The following is a 20,964-nucleotide window of genomic DNA, read 5'->3' as shown; positions in this document are numbered from 1 at the left end:
CTGAGTATCGGTTGACTCAGGAGGAGCCAGATTTTCATGACCTCGACGGCGGTTCCCGTGGCTGCTCTGCGCCTGACCAGGAGCGATATTGCCGCTGCGTGCGGCGTCGACCGGTCCACGGTGACTCGCTGGCAGAAGACGCAGAGCTTTCCCAGGGCGGTGGGGCAGGTTCGGGGCACCGGCGAGGCGGCTCTCTTCGCCTTGGGGGACGTCCATGACTGGCTGGCCCAGGAGCGCGCCGATGACGGGGTAGCCATCGAGCGCTTGTATCCCTACGCCTTCGCCCGGGAGGTGGTCTGCCGGCATGCCGGGCAGCCTGCGCTGAATGTTGTGCTGGGTCTTCTGGTCAACCGTGAATCCGGGGGCGTTCAGCGGGTTCCGGAGGCCTTCGACTGGATGGTCGATCACCTCACTCACGGGCCAGGATTCACCCTGCTGGAAAGGCTTCTCGACCTGCGGTCGGCGCTGTTCGGCCCCGGGAAAGCCTGGGATCAGCTGCGCCCTGAGGCGATCGAGCTGATTGCTGGTCTGGTCCAGCCCGGTGAAGGGCAGGTGGAGCTCCATGATCCAGCAGCGCGAGAAGGCGACCTGCTGGTTGCGGTTGCCCGGGCGATGGCCGAGCGCGCGACGGGAACGCAGAAGCTGCTGATCCGGGCTCATGATGACGAACCGTTCTTGCGGACGCTGGTCAACCTGCGTCTGGAAGGGCTGCAGCGTGATCTCGCCGCCGATGGTCGTTCCACCACGCTCTTCCTGCGGATCACCGATACTGACAAGGCGCTGCTGGGCCCGACTGACCGGATCGTGGCGCTCCTGCCGCTGGACTCGGATCCGCGGAGCATGGTGGTGGCGCTGGATGCCCTGCTCAAGCGGCTGCGGCCGGGCGGACAGCTGGTGGTTGCCGGCCCACGTGAGTCGATGGTCGGTGACCTCCCGGCCACCAGCGATATTGGCCGCCGTCGCGCAGCACTCCTGCGAGAAGTCACTCTGAGCGCGGTGCTCCATCTCCCGGGACTGATCCGGGGACCCGTAGACAGGGCGGCCGCGGTCATGGTCATGCACCGCGCAGCGGTGTCAGGCCAGACCACGGTGCTGGATCTGCGGCAGCAGCCGTTGACGTCGGAGCGGGTGCGGACTGCCCTTCAGTCCATCGAAGCCAAGGCACTCGAAGCCGATGGGCAGACCCGGACGATTGCTCAGGCAGACCTGCTGGCCAGCGAGTTCCGACTGGCGGCCACCCGGCCCGCGTCCCCCGTCCCGGTCGAGGGGCTGCTGGAGGCCCTCGGCCGCAGCAGCGGTCTGAAGGAGCGGGCCGAAGAGTTGCGGCGGATCAGCCAGGAGTCCTACCGGCCCGCCCGGCGCAGTCCGATCGGCTCGCGTAGGCGCGGGCAGACCGCGGACCTGCAGGTCCTGATCCCCCCACGCGCCGGGGAGATCAGTCTCGCCGGGGATGTTGTGGTGACCTTCGAGGATGCCAACGCAACCAGCGCCCGGGCCGATCTGGAGGGAGGAGCACTGGTGCATCGTCCGAACCAGATCGTCCGGATCACCGAGCAGGGCAGGCCGCTGTGGACACCACGCGTGCTGGCTGCCCTGATCACCTGGCGTCTGGGCGATGCTGCGGCCGGATCGCTCGACTCCATCTCCGTCGCACCGCCACCGGCAGGCCTGCTGAACGAGTGGGACAAGGCGCTGGAGGCCATCCAGGGATACCGCACGACACTGGGCGAGTTGGCGGCCTCGCTCGACGACCTCGAACGGGCGACCACGAACGCCATGTTCACCGGTTCGGGCATGCCAGTGCCGGTGAACAGCCTTGATGACTAGGCGATCCATGTGCCGAACGGGCCATCTGCCCAGAGGCATTCGACCTGTCCACGGAAGTTCCCGCCGGATCGCTCTTCCTTCTCACACCGGGCTGGCGCGTCTTCACCGAGGGATGACTCGCCGGGGCAGCGGTACGACTACTCTGGGCCCACCTGATGCGGGTCTGTACGGGGTTGCGGGTAGTCGGAAGGATGCGGATGCGCTCGAGGAGCGAAGCGGTTGGATTTGGCCACGGGGACGCGGGGACGAGGACCTCAGCGGCCGCTTCCGGATCTGCTCGTCGGATCTGAAGCCGGTGCCGACTTCCGAGCAGCAACCCAGCACGATCGGGCCTTACCAGGTCGACCGCCGACTTGGGCATGGCGGGATGGGCGAGGTGTTCCTGGGGTTCTCCGCCGCCGGTGATCCGGCTGCGGTGAAACGCATCAAGAGGGACCAGCTCAACCCCGGTACCCGGGCCCGCTTCGAGCGTGAGGCAAAGATCGCCCAGACCCTGACCGGAACCAACCGGGTGGCCAGGTTCCTGGACGCAGATCCGTACGCGGACTCTCCGTGGATGTCCATGCAGTACGTGCCGGGCCTGACCCTGCGCGACTTCGTCGGTCAGCACGGAGCGCTGGAGCTGCCCCTGGTGGCCAGTGTGACGGCCCTGCTCGCCGAGGGCCTAGACGCTGTCCACCGGGTGAAACTGCTGCACCGCGACCTCAAACCGCAGAACGTCATGCTGGGCGCAGAGGGCCCGATCATCATCGATTTCGGGCTGGGGGCCTTCGTCGAGCCTGCCGAGGACTCGTTGTCCACCCCCGGCCAGCTCATCGGCACGGTCATGTGCATGGCCCCCGAGCAGGCCGTGGGCGACCTTGAGCTGACGACAGCCACGGACGTCTACGGGCTGGGTACCGTTCTGCTGTACGCGGCTGCGGGCCGGTACCCCTGGGGCGAGGCCTCTCTCATTGAAGTGCTGGGCCATCTGAAGAACCCCGATGCGAACCCGGATGTGTCTGCCGTGCCCGCCCCGCTGCGGCCACTGATCGCGTCCATGCTGGCTCGCAACGTCTGGGAACGGCCTGCGCTCGCTGACGTCGTCGACGTGTGCGCCGGTCTCTTCAAGGAGTTCGGGGTCAAGCCGTGGGAGGCTCGGCAGGCACTGATCGCCCACGTGAAGAAAAGCGCTGCGGCTGTAATGCGCGAGCCGGAGCCGCCGCCGTGGGACCAGAAGGCGAAGAACTGGCTGATCTCTGATCAACCAGACACCACGGATCAGGGCGACATGGTTCTGACTGATGAACCGGGGTCACAGGACTCACAGAACGAGTCCGGTTCCGAGGGCGAGAAGCCGGCGAAGTCGTCAGTCCGCCGGGTCCTGCCGTCGACGCGCGTAGCTGAGAGGTTACGGTCTGAGTATGCGGCCCGGCCCGGTTTATGAGCCGGGTTCGGATGTGTATTGGTGACATGACGACAGGGGAGCAAGAGCGATGACCGTCCAGTCCCAGGCGGAGGAAACCGGCCAGGGAACGGCGGTGGAGGAAGCGGCAGGCGGCGGTTTCGCCGCCGGTTCGCAGGTGCTGGTGCGTGACGAGTTGTGGATGGTGCGAGCTGTCACCATGACTCGCCACGACGGCGCGATGGTGGAGGTCACGGGTGTCTCCCCGCTGGTTCGGGGCATGGACGCGGTCTTCTACGAGAAGCTCGACAACATCGACACCCTGGACCCGCGCGATACCCGGCTGGTCGCCGATGATTCACCGAACCACCGCAAGGCGCGTCTGTATCTCGAAGCGATTATCCGCAAGTCGGCGCTACCGCAGACCGAACGTGGACTCGCCATGAGCGGTGGCTTCCTGATGGACGAACTGGCCTACCAGTTACGTCCGGCCCAGAAGGCGCTCTCCGGCGCGACTCCGCAGCCCAGGATCCTGATCGCCGATGTGGTTGGGCTCGGCAAGACCCTGGAGATCGGCATCCTGCTGGGGGAGCTGATTCGGCGGGGCCGGGGCGAGCGGATCCTGGTGGTGAGCCCGCAGCACGTCCTGGAGCAGTTCCAGCGCGAGATGTGGACGCGGTTCGCGATCCCCCTGGTGCGTCTGGACTCCACCGGCATCCAGCGCATGCAGCAGGAGATCCCTGCCGGGCGTAACCCTTTCGCCTACTTCAAGCGCGTCATCATCTCCGTGGACACCCTCAAGAGCAAGACCTACGCCGCTCACCTGGGTAGTACCGACTGGGACGCGGTGGTCATCGACGAGTCCCACAACCTGATCAACCGGGGCACCAAGAACAACGACCTTGCCCGCCTTCTGGCCCGCAAGACCGACGCGCTGATTCTCGCCTCGGCCACCCCGCACAACGGCAACGCGGTGTCTTTCGCCGAACTGATCGGACTGCTGGACGAGGCTGCCATCGCCGACCCGACCCAGTACGAGCCCCAGCAGTTGGAACACCTCTACATCCGCCGATCCAAGACGACGGCCGAGGTACGGGAAGGACTGGTCAGCGCCTGGGCGGACAGGGGGCCCTCCGAGCCGCTGCGGATCGAGGCGTCCAGCCGGGAAGAGGATGTTTTCGCCGACCTCATCGAGCGCTGGATCCCGGCCGACCCGGGGACACCGACCGCGGCCGGCTCCGGTCTGATCGCCTACCAGATGCTGAAGTCGTTCCTGTCCTCGCACCACGCCCTGCTGGCCACGATCAAGACCCGGCTCAAGACTCTGGAGGCGGCCACCTCCGACCGCGGTGGGGCCGTGACGCGAGAACAGCAGGCTCTACGCCGACTGCGCAAGCTCACCGAGCGCATAGGTGACAACGAAGCGTCCAAACTGCAGGCACTCGTCCTTCAGTTGAAGGAATGGGGTGTCGGCCCCGGCAGCGACACCAGGGTGGTCGTCTTCTCCGAGCGCATCCCCACCCTGACCTGGCTGGCCGAGACGGTCCCGGCGGCACTGGGGTTCAGTCGAGGCCGTAGTACCGATGAACGACGCCCGTGGCTGGCCTTTGGTGGTGCCGTCCAGGTCATGCACGGCGAGGTCACCTCGGACGAGGACCAGACCACCATCACCGAGCAGTTCGGGCTGCGCGATGCGCCGGTGCGTCTGCTGTTCACCGGTGACATCGCCTCCGAGGGCGTGAACCTGCACCAGCAGTGCCACCTCCTGGTCCACTACGACCTGCCCTGGTCGCTGATCCGGATCGAGCAGCGCAACGGGCGGATCGACCGGTACGGGCAGGAACACGCGCCCCAGTTCCGTGCCCTGATCCTGACCAGCGACCTGCCCTGGCGCACCGACTTGGCCACCAACGAGCCGCGTTCCCTGGACGACCGGTTGGTGGGGGAGAAGCTCCTGCTGCGTGAGCAGGAGGCCCACCGCATCGAAGGTTCCGCCGAGGCGGTCACCGGTCTCTTCCGGGCCAAGGATGAAGAGAACCGCCTGGTCCATGACCTGATCGCAGGTCAGAGCGTGGACCAGTCCATCCTCATCTCCAAGCAAGGGGCACAGTCCTTCCTGGCCGACCTGATGGGTAACCTCGGCACCGAGTCACAGACCGACGAGGTGCCACGGGCCAACGTGCTGTCGGTGTTCGGTTCGCGTGCCGACTACTTCGACGAGGGCCTGCGCCAGATCTGCACCCCCAACCCGGAAGACCAGCTGAAACTGCGCAGGGACGAGGACGGCACGATCGCCTTCGAGCCACCCTCGGACCTGCTGTACCGGCTCAAGGCCCTGCCCAAGTCCTACCTGGACGAGCAGCGGATCCTGCCCAGCAAGGACGAACCGGGCCGGATGCGCGTCACCTTCTCCGAGCAACTCGGGCTCGCCCGCCTGAAAGCCGCCCGCGAGACCACAAAGACCCAGTGGCCCAACGTCTCCTACATCACCGACATCCACCCGGTGATGGACTGGCTCACCGACAAGGTGCTGGCCGAGGTGGGCCGACACCAGGCCCCCGTCCTGGCCGGGGCCGTGGACGAGCCGGTGTTCCTGGTGCAGGGCATCTACTCCAACGCGCTGGGCCGCCCGACCGTGATCGAATGGATGGCGGTCTCCAGCCTGGCCGGCACGCCGCAGATCGAGCCGATCACTCAGGACGTCCTGGAGCGCCTGGGCCTGGGACCCAGGATGCCCGGACGTCGGCAACCGCACGACCTGCCGGGTCTGAGCGCCAAGGTCCCGATCGCCGTGGACGCCGCCGCCGAGTACCTCAACGAACGGGCCGGTCAGTATCGCCAGCAGGTCGCCGACATCCTGCATCCGTACCGCACGCGTGTTGAAGTCTGGCAGCAGACCAGCCTTCTGGTCTCCAAATCCTCCTCGCACGAGCGCGTCACCGAGACAGCCACACGCCTGCAGGCCCTGGCCGCCTCGCTCGAACCGGCCGGCAAACCGATGCTGCGCGTCCTGGCCGTCCTGGAACCACAGACACCCACGGGAACCCACGCATGAGCGCCGCATTCGACTCGATCACCAACCGTGGCGAGTACTTCGCCGCCCACTACTTCGCCGAGCAACTCCCGCAGGACCTGCGCCGCGGAATCCTGGCCGAGTGGAGCAACAAGGAGACCGACGAATACGAGACGCAGCCCACCGCCAGAGAGGCCCTGCGCACCCTGCGCTCGGTGTACCTGAGTGAGGATGTGCGGGCGGCGCTCGCGGTCACGGACGACTCGGCCTCCGACGTCGAGCAGGACCTCCTCACCTACGGCAGCCCGATCTGGGGCAAGACTCTGCGGGCCTGGCACCAGGATGTCCTGCGGGCACTGGGCTTCCAGGCAGAACCGACAACCCTGACCGTCCATCGCTCGGGTCGCGAGCACGAGGTGACGGTCGCCTACCACGGTGACGGCGTCATCGCCCTGGACTGTGGCTGGTCCGGGACGGTCGACGGCGCGGTGGAAGCCACCGGCGCCGGCCGCCTGCTGGATCCCCTGCGGATCACCGGCCAGGAGTCTTACGAGACCGGAACAGCGCTGGCCAGCTGGCTTTTCCAGAGCGAGATCGGCCGCCCCGACGGGCCGCCGCCCAGATTCGTCCTCTTGCTGACCGGCGGCGTCATCGTCCTGGCCGACCGCAACACCTGGAACGAGGGCCGCTACCTCGCCGCCTCCCTCGACGTTGCGATTGAACGCAACGACCGCGCCCAGTACGGCGAACTAGCCACCATCGCAGCCCTGTTCAGCCAGGACATGCTGGGTCCCGGCAGCAACGACCCGGCCCCCGCCCTGGACCGCCTGCTGAAGGCCTCCGGCGACAATGCTGTCGGCGTGAACAAGGACCTGCGCAAGGGACTGCGCCGCTCGGTCGAGATCATCGCCAACGAGGTCCTGCACCGTATGGCCGAGACCGGCAACGACATCACCACCGAAGAACTGGCCGACCGCAAGATCCCCTTCGCCCAGGAACTCACCCGCGAGAGCCTGCGCTACCTCTACCGCATCCTGTTCCTGCTCTACGCCGAAGCCCGCCCCGAACTGCACATTCTGCCCGCCGACGACGGCAGCTACGAGGCTGGCTACTCCGTCGCCCGCCTGCGTGAGATCGTCTCCCGCAACAGCGAACTCGTCGAGGACGAAGCCCGCAACGGCTTCCACCTCTTCGAATCCCTCGACGTCCTGTTCACCAAGGTCAACACCGGCCACCGCCGCTACGGAACCGAACCAGACGACGAACAGCCTGGTGACGACGCCGAAACCCTGGACCTCAAGCGTAAACGACGCAGCGAAGACCGCGGCCTGCGCTTCGAGGCCCTGCGCAGCCAACTGTTCGACCCCGCGTCCGTACGCATCATCGGCCGCCCCGAAGACCCCCGCACCGAGGACGACGTACCCCAGCGCCTGGACCTGCGTCTGCGCAACAGCGCCCTGCACGAAGTCCTGCGCCTGCTGACCATGAAGCCCGCCCGCCGCAACGAACGCGGCGGCTTCATCTCCTACCGCAACCTCGGCATCAACCAGCTCGGCGCCGTCTACGAAGGCCTGATGTCCTACACCGGCATCATCGCCACCGAAGAGCTCTGCGAGGTCGCGAAAAAGGGCGACCCCGAAGAAGGATCGTGGCTCATCCCCGCCGACCGCCAGAGCCAGTACCCCGACGACACCCTGGTCAAGTACGACGACGAAGACGCCCGCCACGGCCTGCGCGGCGTGAAGAAGTACCCCCAGGGCTCCTTCGTCTACCGACTCTCCGGCCGCGAACGCGAAACCTCCGCCTCCTACTACACCCCCGAATCCCTCACCAAGGTCACCGTCGAACTGGCCCTCAAGCACCTGATGGACCAGAAGACCGACGACAACGGCAACACCATCCGCACCCGCGCCGCCGAGATCCTCGACTACAAGGTCTGCGAGCCGGCTCTCGGCTCCGGCGCTTTCCTCAACGAGGCCATCAACCAGCTCGCCGAGGAATACCTGCGCCGCCGCCAGGACGAACTCCAGACCTCCATCCCCACCAGCGACGTCCTGACCGAGAAGCAGAAGGTCAAGGCCTACATCGCCCTGCACAACGCCTACGGCGTCGACCTCAACCCCACCGGCGTCGAACTCGCCGAGGTCTCGCTCTGGCTCAACACCATGCACCCCGGAATGCAGGCACCCTGGTTCGGCCTGCACCTGCGCCGAGGCAACTCCCTCTTCGGCGCCCGCCGCGCCGTCTACTCGGCTGAGGACGTCGCCTCCACCGAAAAGGCCTGGCTGAAAGCCAAGAACGGCCTCGGCCCCACACCGTTGCCCTTCCTCAAAGACGGCGAACCCCAAGAACTACCAGAGGACGCCATCCACCAGTTCCTGCTGCCCAGTCCGGGTTGGGGAGCGGTGGTCACCGGGAAGGAAACAGCGCTCGCCAAGAAGCTGGCCCCAGAAGCGTTCGCCGATCTGGCCGCGTGGCGTAAGGGAATCTTGCAACGCCCTCTGACCAAGGTGCCCAAGGGCACGCATCCCAAGCCCCAGTTCACTCGATTGCGCGAGGTGGCCCGCCGCGTCGAGTTCCTCTGGCACCTCGTGATCCAGCGCATGGAGATCTCTGAACGCGAGGTCGCCCGCCGCATCGACGTCTGGGGAGCCGACCAGACGCAGGACGAGTTCTCCTTCATGCTCCAGCCGGAGCAGGTTGTTCCCAAGGAAAAGATCCTCGACGACCTCTTCAACGCCGCCGAAACACCCTACTGGCGACTGAAGATGGTCATGGACGCATGGTGCGCCCTGTGGTTCTGGCCCTTGGAAGACGTCGGTCTGCTGGACGGCACGGACCCGCTCTTTAAAGAAGTAACTGCTACCACTCTGGCGCTCGCAGGCGAGGAGAGGCAGGCGATTGCAGAAGCCATTCCGGACTCGGTCCCGCCCGCGCCAGTGGCCCCACGAATCGTCGAGGTCATCCCCGAGCAAGCTCCCGTCATCTCACTCGGCGCACCTCGCCTGTTCGCTATGGAAGGCGACCAGATGGCGATCGACGAGGTCGACGTGCCATCTGCAGCGCCAACTCCAGTCAAGAAGAAGGGCCAGTCGGGCCCGCCAAAGCCCAAGGTGCCAAAGCTACGGCCGATCATCCCGCTGAAGGACTTCGCCGACTGGCTCGACTTCCTCGAAGCCATGCTCGGCACCACAGACGTCAGCGACGAGATGCTCACCGCCCAGTTCAAGAGCCTGGACGAACTGAGCACCTACGAGGAGACGCTGCCCGGCTTCATGGGCATGGTGGGCGGTGATCCGGAGCAGCGCTTTCCCTGGTTGGGGCAGGTGCAGGAGATCGCAGAGAAGCAGGGTTTCCTGCACTGGGAACTAGAATTCGCGCTGACATTCGCTCGACGAGGTGGGTTCGATCTACAGGTTGGCAACCCACCTTGGGTGCGGCCGCGATGGGACTTGGATGCGGTGCTCGCTGAGCACGATCCGTGGTTCGAGCTGATCGAAAAACCCTCGGCGTCGGAGAAGTCCGATCGAGTGGAAAAGACTCTTGTTCAGAAGGCTGTCGCTGGTAGCGCTGGGGACGACTTGGTGAGCACCCTAGCCCAAGTCGGCTTGTTGAGTTCACCGCAGATGTACGAACTGCTGGCTGGGACCCAACCAGATTTGTATCGGGGTTTTATGCAGCAGGTCTGGAGGCACATGTCCGCTACAGGGACAGCTGGAATGTTGCATCCGGACACACATTTCAGTGGTGACAAGGAGATGTACCTGCGAGAGGCGGCTTATCGGCGCTTGCGGGTCCACGGGGACTTCGTCAATGCGGGAAATCGATTCTTTCCCCATCCCGTTGGGAGACACACGCACTTCGGGGTGCACATTTACGGGTCGATCGGTGAAATTTCCTTCCAGCACTTGTCATGGCTTTTTTCAACGGAAGCCTTGCGGCTGTCAGCATCGGACAACGGCTCTGCCCCCGCTCCTAGTGTCCGTCACGGTGGTGACTGGGACGAGCGTCCCCACCAGGCCCGTGTTGTTCAGGTGAGTCCCGATGTCTTGGAAGTGTGGCGCCGACTCTTAGAAGACGAAGCTCCGACCTCGCAAGCGCGTCTGCTCTTTCCTGTGAGTACTGAGGAAGCCGATGCGCTGCAGGCTCTTGCCGAGTATCCGAGCCGAATGGCTGCCCTGCACCCACGGATCAGTCGAGGGCTTGAGGAGAGCGGTGCCAAGTCACTTGGCTTGATCGACTACAACGCACCAGTCGCAAGTGGTAGGGCCGTGAGGCCTACCGCTTGGCAGGAAGTCATTCTGAAAGGTCCGCAGCTTGGTGTGGCCAATCCGATGTTCAAGCAGCCGAGTCAGAACGTCGACGGGCGGCCGATGAACGGCTTGAACTTGGAGCTGCTCGGTGCCGACGCCGTTGCCGAGACCGAGTATGTGCGCAGCGCTGATGTTGCGACCTATCGATCAGCTCATGACTCCTGGCTTGATTACCAAGTGCTGGATTCGTTTCTCGCTGATCCGAAGGTCGTCTCGGAAGCCAGGGCGGAGATTGCTGAGGCGGTGTCGAAGCCCGAGTCTGCTGTCTCCGACGATGAGATTGCCTCGCTCCTGAGGTCGCGATCCTTCCGGTCTAGTCTCGACTTCTACCGGCTGGCCTGGCGACGCCAGATCGCGCCCAATACAGAGCGTGCCCTGTATGCGGCACTCGTGCCGCCGGGAGCCTCGCACATTCACATGGTTCATTCGCTGGCGCTTGCAAGTCCGGGCGAGACCGCGATGGTCGCAGGCTTCTGGGCGAGCCTTCCCCTCGACTACTTCCTCAGGTCGACTGGGCGAGGGGATCTCCAGGTTACGGGGGCAAGAATCATGCCCGCTCCCGATTCTGGGCATCCCTTGGCTTCTTCGCTCCTCCTTCGGTCGCTACGCCTGAACTGTCTGACGAACGCATATGCAGACTTGTGGAAAGGTTCGTATGAATCGGCTTGGCGGTCGGAGGAGTGGGCGTGCCAGTGGCCTGGGTTACCACGCTTGAGCGATGTCGATGAATCCTGGAGCGGCGAAATTCCCTTGCGGACCGAGCGGTCCCGGAGATCTGCGCTGGTGGAACTCGATGCACTCGTCGCGGTGTGGATCGGTATGAGCGCTGATGCTCTTGTCGCTGCTTACCGGGCACGTTATCCGGTATTGCAGGACTTCGAGCAGGTCACCTGGTTCGATGCTCAGGGGCACAAGATCGCGGGCCACCCGTACACGGTGGGGTATGGCCAGAAGAAGGAAGATTGGGGCGCCTTTCAGGCCTACCTCAAGGATCCTGAGAAACTTTCCCCGCCGGAGGGATATGTGGCCCCGTTCTACAAGGCCGACCGCGAAGCCGAGATGCGCGAGGCCCACGCAGTCTTCACTGCCCGCCTGAACGATGCCATCGCCCGGGGCGAGTGGGATCCCGAGCGCCGGGAGGTGCCGAAGAAGTGAGGCCGACCCTTGAGGCTCGTTCGCTGAAGGAAAGTTTGCTGCAGTACCTCTCGACGACGTACGCGTTGGCGGACGAGGGGGCGCGGGAGGCGCTGCACGGGTTCCTCGGGGATGAGGTCTCGGGGATGTTCCGGGGGCCGTTCCTGCGGATTCGGACGCCGTTCGCGTCTGCGCCGGCTGATTGGGTTCAGCATCTGGAGTGGCGGCGGGAGCGGTGGACTCCGCATGCGCATCAGGCGGCGGCGTTTGCTCGGTTGTCTACGGTGGGTGGGCGGGAGCCTTTGCCGACGTTGGTGACGACGGGGACGGGGTCGGGAAAAACAGAGTCGTTCCTGTATCCGGTGCTGGATCATTGCCGGCGGGAGAAGGCTGCTGGGCGCCTTGGAGTGAAGGCGGTTCTGCTGTATCCGATGAACGCCTTGGCCACGGACCAGGCGGAGCGGATCGACTCGCTGTTGAAGGTTCATCATGCCGAGTTGGGGCGGGTGACGGCAGGTCTCTACATCGGGGACCGGGGGAGCATCGAGTACGAGCGGTTGCTGACCAAGCGCTCGGACATGCAGGTGAGTCCGCCGGACATCCTGATCACGAACTACAAGATGCTCGATCTTCTGCTGCAGCGTTCGGACGATGCGTCGTTGTGGAAGGACTCGGCGCTGAAGTTCATTGTGGTGGACGAGTTTCACACTTATGACGGTGCGCAGGGCACCGATATGGCGATGTTGCTGCGGCGGTTGGCCGCGGTGGTGGGGGCGTCGCGGCCTGGGCGGCCGCTGGGGGACATCTGCCCGGTGGCCACGTCGGCCACGCTTGCCAGCGGGCAGGGTTCCGATGGCGCTGAGCAGTTGCTGGAGGTGGCCGGGGAGGTTTTCGGGACGACGTTCACGCCGGATGCGGTGGTGGGGGAGAACCGTCTCTCGATTGACGAGTTCGTTCCGGCCAGTGCGTTGGAGCCTCTGCCGTTCCCGTCTCCGGACCTGATTCTCGGGCTGCCCGATCCGGGGCAGGGCTCGGAGGCGATGGCGGCGCTGGTGGAGCTGGTCACAGGCAAGAAGGAACTGAGCCCGGTCGAGCTGGCAGCGGTGCTGAAGCAGCACAGCCTGACTCGCGCGTTGCTGATCGCTCTTGACGGGCAGGTGCGGACGAACGAGGAGATTCTCGGTCTGATCTGGCGGCACGGTGCCGGTAGCTGGTCGCAGGAGATTGCGCAGCGGCCCGATCAGGTCGCGGCTGCGCTGGCCCGGTTCGTGGCGTTGCTGTCTCATGCCCGGGTGGTCGGTCCTGAGGGCTACGAGCGTCCTTTCGTCAACGTCGAGGTTCACCAGTGGGCCCGGTCGGTGACCCGGCTGGTTCGGGGTGTTCTGCCCTGGCCTGCGGCTGAGTTTCGTTGGGATTTGGCTGGAACCGGCCGGATGGTGCTGGCTGATGGTGATCGGCCGGCACCGGCAACCACGGCCACTGCGGCGCATACGGCCAATGTGTTCTTGCCGGCGGTGTACTGCCGTGCTTGCGGACGCTCAGGGTGGGCGGTGTTCTCACCCGAGAGTGACGACGCGGACGTGCAGTTCGACACGGTGAAGATCCGTCGTTCGTCTGCCGGGCAGGACAAGGTCCGGGTTCGCAACCTCATCGCGGCAACGGACGAGGAGGCGCAGGACGCGCTGTCGGTGAAGCCCTCGGAGGGCGCGGGAAGCGCTCTGGTGCTGGACACGGTGGCGCAGCGGTTGAGGCCCATCCGTGCCGAGGATTTCGTCAACGGGTTGCCGCAGGACTCGGCTTTCGTGCTGGCCTACAACGGGGGCGGGAGCGCCAATACCGCTGCTCGTGAGGACTGGTGCCCGGCCTGTTCCGAGCGCAACGCCATTCGGTACATCGGTACCGGCGCTGCTGCTGTGGCTTCGGCGGCGATGACGCAGTTGTTCACCGGCGGGGAGCTGGACCGCGCGGCCGGTGAGGACAAGACGCTGATGTTCAGCGACTCGGTGCAGGATGCCGCGCACCGGGCCGGGTTCGTCGCCAACCGGTCGTTCACCTTCTCGCTGCGGGCCCTGCTGGTGGCCAAGCTGCACCATGATCGGTCGATCACCCTCAACGACCTGATCGGGGACGTGGTTGAGGCGGCCACCGATCTGGACGTGCTGGGCGCGGTGGTGGCGCCGGACCTGCACGGGATCAAGGGCGTTGACCGGTTGTTGTCCGGTGAGGGGCGCACGCCGCAGGCCGCCTGGAACCTGGTCGGGCAGAGGCTGGCTTTCGACACTTTTATGGAGTTCGGGTTCCGTTCACGCAACGGACGTACCCTTGAACTGACCCGGACCGCGGCGGCTCACGTGCGGATCCCGGACCCGCAGAAGCTTGTCGAGGTGGTCGCTCGCCTGCACGCCGAGCACATGGACGAGAGTCTTTGGCCCGAGGACGTAGACGACGCGCGGCGTCTCGCGTTGGTACGGGTGTTCCTGGAGCGCCTGCGGACCCGGGGTGCGGTCATGCACACCTGGTTGAACGGATACCTCAACGAGGCCGGTACGAGCCGGTACTTCATTTGGGGCAAGCGTCCGGAAGGTATGCGCGCGTTCCCGAAACGGGTTGCTGCACCGTCCTTTCTTCTGCTTCAGTCGAAGGAGCGCAGCGAGTTTGACGCTGCCACCGGTCGGTTGTCCTGGTACGAGCGCTGGGTGCAGCGCTGCCTTGGTCTGACGCGTGCTCAGGCGGCCGGATTCTGGTCGGCGCTGCTGCCTGAGCTGACCCGGCTGGGACTCCTTGCTGAACGCGTCCCTAATGATTCGTCGGCCCGTGTGTACGGTTTGATGCCTGGTCACATTGAGGCCCGTTTGCTGACGGACGACGAGGTCGGGGTTGCGTATGTGCGCTGCCCGCGGTGCTTCTGGGAGCAGACGGTGCACCCGGAACTGCTCGGGCAGTGGCATCAGCAGCCGTGCCCGTCCTATCGCTGTAGTGGGCGTCTTGTGGCTGGGGACCGCAGGGAACAGTCGGACGTTCACGTGCGGGAGCGGGACTACACCAAGGACTACTACCGTCAGCTGTACAGCACGGCGGGCCCGTACCAGGTGGTGACGGCTGAACACACCGGGCTGCTGACGCGCGCACAACGAGAGAAGGTCGAAACGACTTTCAAAGAACGGACGCTTCCCACTCACCCGAACGTGTTGTCCTGCACACCGACTCTGGAACTGGGCATCGACATCGGGGACCTGTCGGCCGTCGTCCTTGCTGCGTTGCCGCGGCGTCCCGCGAACTATGCCCAGCAGGTGGGCCGGGCCGGGCGCAAGACGGGAAACGCCTTTCTCCTGACGATCCCGGGACGCAGCCGGAGGGATCTGTACTTCCTGGAGCAGCCTCGCGAACTGATCGCCGGCGAGATCGTGCCACCGGGAACGTTCCTGTCCGCCGTGGAGATCCTGCGTCGGCAGTACCTTGCGCACATTCTGGATCTGGCAGCAGCGGGACGCTTGATCCGCACCGACGGCATCGTGCTGCGAGCGCTGCCCCGCAGTGCCCCTGCGCTGTTCGGGCCTTCCGGATACCTGGTGGACATCTCGGCTGTCGCCACTGCTCAGGCCGATGACCTGGTCAAGGGTTTCCTGGATCTCTTCCCGGCGGGCGTCAACGATCAGGCCAAGGCTGCGCTGGTCGATTTCGCGACGCACGGCTTGCGCAGTGCGTTGGAGGAGGCCGAGCGTGAATGGCAGGGGCGCCAGCAGGCATTGCGGGACCGGATCGCGCTGATCGACCAGGCCGTTGCCGAACTGCAGGGCGACGATCCGGAACGGGAGCAGACGCGGGCCGAGTTGGGGGCCGAGCGCTCCGGTGTCGGCCGAAGGCTGGCTGAGATCGGCGAGACGGCTGCGCAGCAGGCGATGTGCGACCTGGGGCTGCTGCCGAACTATGCCCTGATCGATTCCACCACCACTTTGGCGGCCACGCTGTGGTGGGAGGAGCGATCCGCGGACAAGCCCAAGTACCAGTCGAAGACTGAGACGTACGAACGTCCTCGCCGTTACGCCCTTCAGGAACTGGCTCCAGGAAACACGTTCTACGTCAACGGTTACCGGCATGAGGTCACCGGTGTCGAGATCTTCACCGGGGGCCACCGGGCCTGGCAGAGTTGGCGGATCTGCCCGGATTGCGGGCATGTGCGTACCGAGGATGCGGCCAACGACCGCAGTTCCTGCCCGCGCTGTAACTCAGGGCGGATCGCGGACGACGGCTCCTGTTTGTTCCAGGTGCTGGAACCGGTGACGGTGACGTCTCGGGACCGTCGTGAGGACGCACGGATCCGGGACGACCGGGATGAGCGAGACCGTCGTTTCTACTCGGTGGTGGACGCGGTCGACTTCCCCCCTGAGGCCATCGAAAAGGGCTCCTGGCGTCACCGGCACGGCACCTTCGGAGCCGACTACTGCCGTTCAGCTATGATCCGGCGGATCAATGTCGGCCCCCAGCGGTTCGACGCTCCGACCCGGGACAAGTTTGCGGGCCACGACGTCCGACTGAACCCGTTCCATGTCTGCACGGCCTGCGGTGCCGCGACAGCCGATGGCAAGCCCGTTTTCGACCATGACGCGGATGCGCTGGACAGCTCTCAGGCGCGTAACCCTGCCCTGAAGCATCATCGGCCGTGGTGCCCGCTGCGCCGTGGGCGGGGTAAGGACGTCAGTCAGGAACCGGTGCTGCTGGCCCACGAGTTGCGCACCGAGGCCCTGCGTATTTTGCTGCCGGCCGCGACCGCTGACGTCGAGGTCCGGGTGAACAGCTTCCGCGCGGCACTGCGCATGGGTGTGGACCTGCACTTCAAGGGCGACCCTCAGCACCTGGACACCACCCTGGCCTCGATGCCCGACGCCAGTAGTCAGGAACGACGCTGGTACCTCGTCCTGTTCGACTCACTACCTGGCGGGACCGGCTACCTGGACCGACTGACCGACCCTGAGGCGTTCCGGGACACCTTGCAGGCGGCCTACGACGCGCTGCAGGTGTGCCCCTGCGTTGACGAGATGCGCCGGGCCTGCCACCGATGCCTGCACCGCTACACCGAGGAGTCCAAGCAGGACCTGGTCTCCCGGTACGAGGCGCTGACGATGATCGGCGACCTTCTGTTCAACGACAAGGGTGAGGACGCCTGGCAGACCGATCCCATTGCGGACACTCGCGTGGTGGGGCTCGACCAGCAGATCGAGTCCGACCTTGAGGCCAAGTTCCTGCACTACATCCGGACCTGGGCGCAGCAGGCCAACGAGGTCTCCTTCGACGAGGACGGGCACCACAGCGGTCACCTGCGCTTCGCAGCCGGCGAGCAGATCGGCCACTGGAGACTGACCGCGCAGGAGAACCTCGGCAAGACCCGGCCGGACTTCACCTTCACCCGGGTCGACGGCCCTACCCAGCGGGTCCACGTCTACCTCGACGGACACCGTTTCCACGCCACCCAGGACCACAACAACATCGCCCGGGACGCACAGTTGCGCTCGGCCCTACGGCGTAATGGCGATGTGGTCTTCCAGATCACCTGGCACGACCTGGCCCAACTGCAGGGCGACACCTCGGCCAAGGCAGGGGTTCCGCCAGTGTGGGAGATGCTCCCGCCCAGCTCCAGGAACTACGCCAAGGAAGCGGTGGAAGCCTTCGGCGGTGAGTTGGCCAAGTTCTCTGTGACCGTCCTGACCAACCCCGTGAGCAGCCTGACCGCCTACCTGCGCGATCCCGACGTCCGTACTTGGAAGTCCAGGGCCCAGGGACTGGCAGCCGGACTGCTCAAGCTCCCCTCTGTCCAGCTGGTGGCCTTCGGTAGCGGGGCTGACCTGGCCACTGGGCTGGCAGCTGAACTGAAGGTGCTTTCCGACGGTGGAAAGCCGCCAACGCCCATCGGTAAGAACCCTGCCACCGCGAACCTGTTCCGTTCCCGTATGCCGGGAGGCTTGGTCTTGCTGACCATGCTCAACGCTGCCGACCCCGCATCACCACGCTGGTCCAGCGTGGCCGTCCTGGACGACACCGACACAGGTCTGGCCGACGCCGAAGCCCTGTCAGCGTGGCGGTTCTGGCTGTACCTGACCAACCTCACCCAGTTCCTGCACGCGGGCGGGGGAGAGGGCATCCAGCTGGCGGCCAGCAGCGCCAAGGACTTCGAGACCCAGACCATGGCCGTCACCACGGCCGTGCCGTCCGCGAAAGCGGCCCCCGAGCTGGCGAGTAGCACCAAGGCCCGTGACAGTCTCTGGGAGAAGGACATCCTGCCCATTCTGCGGGACGAGTCGGACGACATTCCCGGCCTGCTCGAGTTGGCCGAGAAGCTCTGGGAAGCGGGCAAGCCCGCACCCGTCTTCGGCTACGAACTCGGCAAGGCACGCTGGATCGCCGAACTGGCCTGGGATGACCTTGACCCGAAGATCGCCGTGGTCGCCGGCGGAGATGTCGACCCCACAACAGAGCAGACCAACCGCGACCGCGCCTACCGCGACGACGGCTGGACCGTGGCCGCGGCCGGCGACTGGCTGACCCGCCTGGACGAACTGCTTGAGCTGATCCCCGACCTGGAGACCCACCACTGATGAGCAAGCACACCGGTTCGACCAGGGCCCGCATCGACCTGCATCACAAGGCCGAGAACGAGCTGTACAAGCTGGAGAACACGGTCAAGGCCGAGTTCTACGACTTCTGCCACAAGTTCCGGCAGAACCCCGACCAGCCTGGACTGGACCTCAAGCAGCTCAAGGGGGATTCGCGGATCTGGCGGGCCAAGGTCACCCGCAACATCCGGGCCCTGATGATCCCGGTCGGTGCTGGACCGAACGCGCGCAACCACTGGCTCGTCATCGCTGTGCGTCCCCGTAAGGAGGTCTACGAGCAGTTGCAGGTCGCGATCAACCGCGTCACCGGTGAGATCGAGTTCGTCGACCTGGCCGTGGTGGGCGACACCGCACTGCGCCGCGCAGGCATCACCCTGACTCCCGCCGAACCCGAGAAGACCACACCCACCCAACCCGAGCCCGACGTCCCCAATCCGGAAGTGGCCGTCCTGCAACCGCTGCTGGCGGGCGTGTCCGCCGAACAGCTGGGCGAGCTCGGTGTGGCCGAACAGCTCATCCCGCTGGCCCTTGCCGTCGTCACCGAAGACGAACTGGACGACCTGCTCAGAGGCGCGCCGATGCTGTCCAAGGACGTCCTGTACGGGCTGGCGTCCGGAATGCCCCTGGACGAGGTCAGGGCCGAGATCACCAGCAAGGTGTCGCTGGATCGCACTCCCGACCTGGACGACCTGGCCAGCGCCGTTGAACGCACCAAGATCACCACGGTGGACGACGACCTCCGTCAGGTGGTCGAGGAGGGAGACTTCCGCGCCTGGAAGGTCTTCCTGCACCCCACCCAGAAGGCCGTTGTCGAGGTCGACTTCTCCGGCCCGGCCCGGGTCACCGGCGGCCCAGGCACCGGCAAGACCATCGTTGCCCTGCACCGGGTGAACATTCTGGCCCAGCGGCTCGCCGCCCAAGCTACCCCCGGCGCCCACCCGATCCTGCTCACCACGTTCACCGCCAACCTCGCGGCCGATCTGCGCTCGCGTCTGTCCTCCCTGATGACACCGGAGCTGCGTGAGCTGGTCGACGTCATGCACATCGACCAGCTCGCGGCCCGGATCACTGGAGAGAACAGCTCCCGCAGGCCTACCCGCAAGCGGGTCGACGACCAGGCGGCGCTCCGGGAGATGAAGGATCTGGTGGCCGAAGTAGGCCACGACAAGTGGACGCCGGAGTTCCTGTTCGAGGAATGGGACCAGATCATCCTCGGGCACTCGGTGACCACCCGTAGCGAGTACTTCCAGGTGCGCCGCTCAGGTCGCGGCCGTGGCGTCACCCGTACCGAGCGCGCCGAGATCTGGAAGATCGTCGATCAGTTCACCGCGCGGATGGACAAGCTCGGGATCGAGACCTGGGGCCAGGCGGCCGAACGAGCCGCCCGCTACGAGATGGCCCGTGCCGCACAGGTCGAGCAACTGCGAGCAGGTACGGACGAAGTCCAGGACGGCGAGAACAGCTCGGGCGCGCGGGCCCGGGACTACCGCTACCAGCACGTCGTGATCGACGAGGCACAGGACCTGCGCGCCGCGCACTGGAAGCTCCTGCGCGCGCTGGTGGCCCCCAGCGCCAACGACCTGTTCATCGCCGGCGACACCCACCAGCGCATCTACGACCACCAGGTCACCCTCGGCGCACTGGGCATCAGCGTGCGTGGCCGACGGTCCCAGCGACTGACCCTGAGCTACCGCACCACCCGGGAAATCCTGGCCCACGCGCTGGCCATCAGCGACGACACCTCCATCGACTACGACGACCTGGACGACGGCCGGGACACCCTGGCCGGGTACCGGTCGATCCTGCACGGGCCCCGGCCCACGTTCGTGGAGTACGACTCCTGGGAAGCCGAACGAGCCGGTCTGGCCGCGACGCTGGAGACCTGGCGTCAGGAGTTGAAGAGCGAGGACCGTGACCCGACCGGGCGCATCGCGGTGTGCGTTGCCGAGCACGGCAAGGTCGGCGAGGTGATCAGCTACCTCAGCAGCCAGGAGAACCTGACCTGCGCGGAGCTGACCAAGGACGGCGTCAAGGGCAGCGGCATGATCCACGTGGGCACCATGCACCGGTTCAAGGGGCTCGAGTACGAGCGTCTGGCCGTGGTCGGCGTCAGCGAGGGGATCATGCCCCGGCGCTATCTGGAGCGGTTCCGTGACAGCGATCCTGAACGATACGAGCGGGAGCTCCGCAAGGCCCGGTCACTGCTGTTCGTCGCAGTGACAAGAGCCCGTGACTCACTAGCCATCAGCTGGCACGGGCAGCGCAGCCACTTCTTGCCCAAGATCGTTGAGGGATGAGTCAGAGACCAGTCTTACGCTTTGAATTCGTGACCGCTTGTTTGGGGTCAGAGGCGGGCAAGAAGATTCGGCCAAATAGCGAGGAAGCCGAACGGCACCAAGAAATAGGTACAAACAAAGACCGACGTCCGTGAGCAGCAACCGTCAGCACTCGCGTAATCCCCTGTCGTCCAGCACCGGTATCGGGGGACGCGTGCGCTCAGGGTGATCGGGATCCGTACTCGTGGTGGTGCCGGTCGCTCCAGACCGGCCAATTACTTGAAGACTCACAGGCGGTTCACAGTTCGGCTGAACTGACGAACTGATCCAGATCAAATGACGGGGCTGCTGCGCCCGAGAAGATCCTCGTCCAGTTCCCACCAGGTGGCGGTGCCGGAGTCCTGCTCGC

General features: G+C 65.6%; 6 protein-coding genes. All 6 read left to right on the top strand.

The genetic code is table 11. The features are described 5' to 3' along the window. The first annotated feature begins 36 nt into the window (after window positions 1-36). The 6 genes from LR394_RS40045 (at window position 37) to LR394_RS40020 (ending at window position 20,576) form a co-directional block, all read left to right on the top strand. Window positions 37-1,827: a hypothetical protein gene (locus tag LR394_RS40045; RefSeq protein ID WP_231449955.1), complete on the top strand. Its 1,791-nt coding sequence runs from the start codon at window positions 37-39 to the stop codon at window positions 1,825-1,827. A gap of 295 nt (window positions 1,828-2,122) precedes the next feature. Further along, window positions 2,123-3,253, top strand: a complete 1,131-nt coding sequence (locus LR394_RS40040) for a serine/threonine-protein kinase (protein WP_231449954.1) — start codon at window positions 2,123-2,125, stop codon at window positions 3,251-3,253. 49 nt (window positions 3,254-3,302) lie between these two features. Next, complete coding sequence (locus tag LR394_RS40035; RefSeq protein ID WP_231449953.1) at window positions 3,303-6,266, top strand: DEAD/DEAH box helicase; 2,964 nt, start codon at window positions 3,303-3,305, stop codon at window positions 6,264-6,266. Further along, entirely contained in the window at window positions 6,263-11,692 is a 5,430-nt protein-coding gene (locus LR394_RS40030) for a hypothetical protein (protein WP_231449952.1), read from the top strand. The genes LR394_RS40035 and LR394_RS40030 overlap by 4 nt, the downstream gene beginning before the upstream one ends. Next, complete coding sequence (locus tag LR394_RS40025) at window positions 11,656-18,261, top strand: DEAD/DEAH box helicase (protein ID WP_407937213.1); 6,606 nt, start codon at window positions 11,656-11,658, stop codon at window positions 18,259-18,261. Before LR394_RS40030 ends, LR394_RS40025 begins: the two co-directional genes overlap by 37 nt. Next, complete coding sequence (locus LR394_RS40020) at window positions 18,261-20,576, top strand: UvrD-helicase domain-containing protein (protein ID WP_231449951.1); 2,316 nt, start codon at window positions 18,261-18,263, stop codon at window positions 20,574-20,576. Before LR394_RS40025 ends, LR394_RS40020 begins: the two co-directional genes overlap by 1 nt. The last annotated feature ends 388 nt before the right edge of the window (window positions 20,577-20,964 follow it).

Source organism: Kineosporia babensis, from assembly GCF_021129305.1.
Taxonomy (GTDB): Bacteria; Actinomycetota; Actinomycetes; order Actinomycetales; family Kineosporiaceae; genus Kineosporia; species Kineosporia babensis.
The sequence above is the reverse complement of the archived record's forward strand: the minus strand, read 5'-3'. Positions and strand labels throughout refer to the sequence as shown.

Bases quoted from the DNA above. Each gene is read 5' to 3' on its own strand.
- LR394_RS40045 (WP_231449955.1), top strand. From the start codon at position 37: ATGACCTCGACGGCGGTTCCCGTGGCTGCTCTGCGCCTGACCAGGAGC.
- LR394_RS40035 (WP_231449953.1), top strand. From the start codon at position 3,303: ATGACCGTCCAGTCCCAGGCGGAGGAAACCGGCCAGGGAACGGCGGTG.
- LR394_RS40030 (WP_231449952.1), top strand. From the start codon at position 6,263: ATGAGCGCCGCATTCGACTCGATCACCAACCGTGGCGAGTACTTCGCC.
- LR394_RS40020 (WP_231449951.1), top strand. From the start codon at position 18,261: ATGAGCAAGCACACCGGTTCGACCAGGGCCCGCATCGACCTGCATCAC.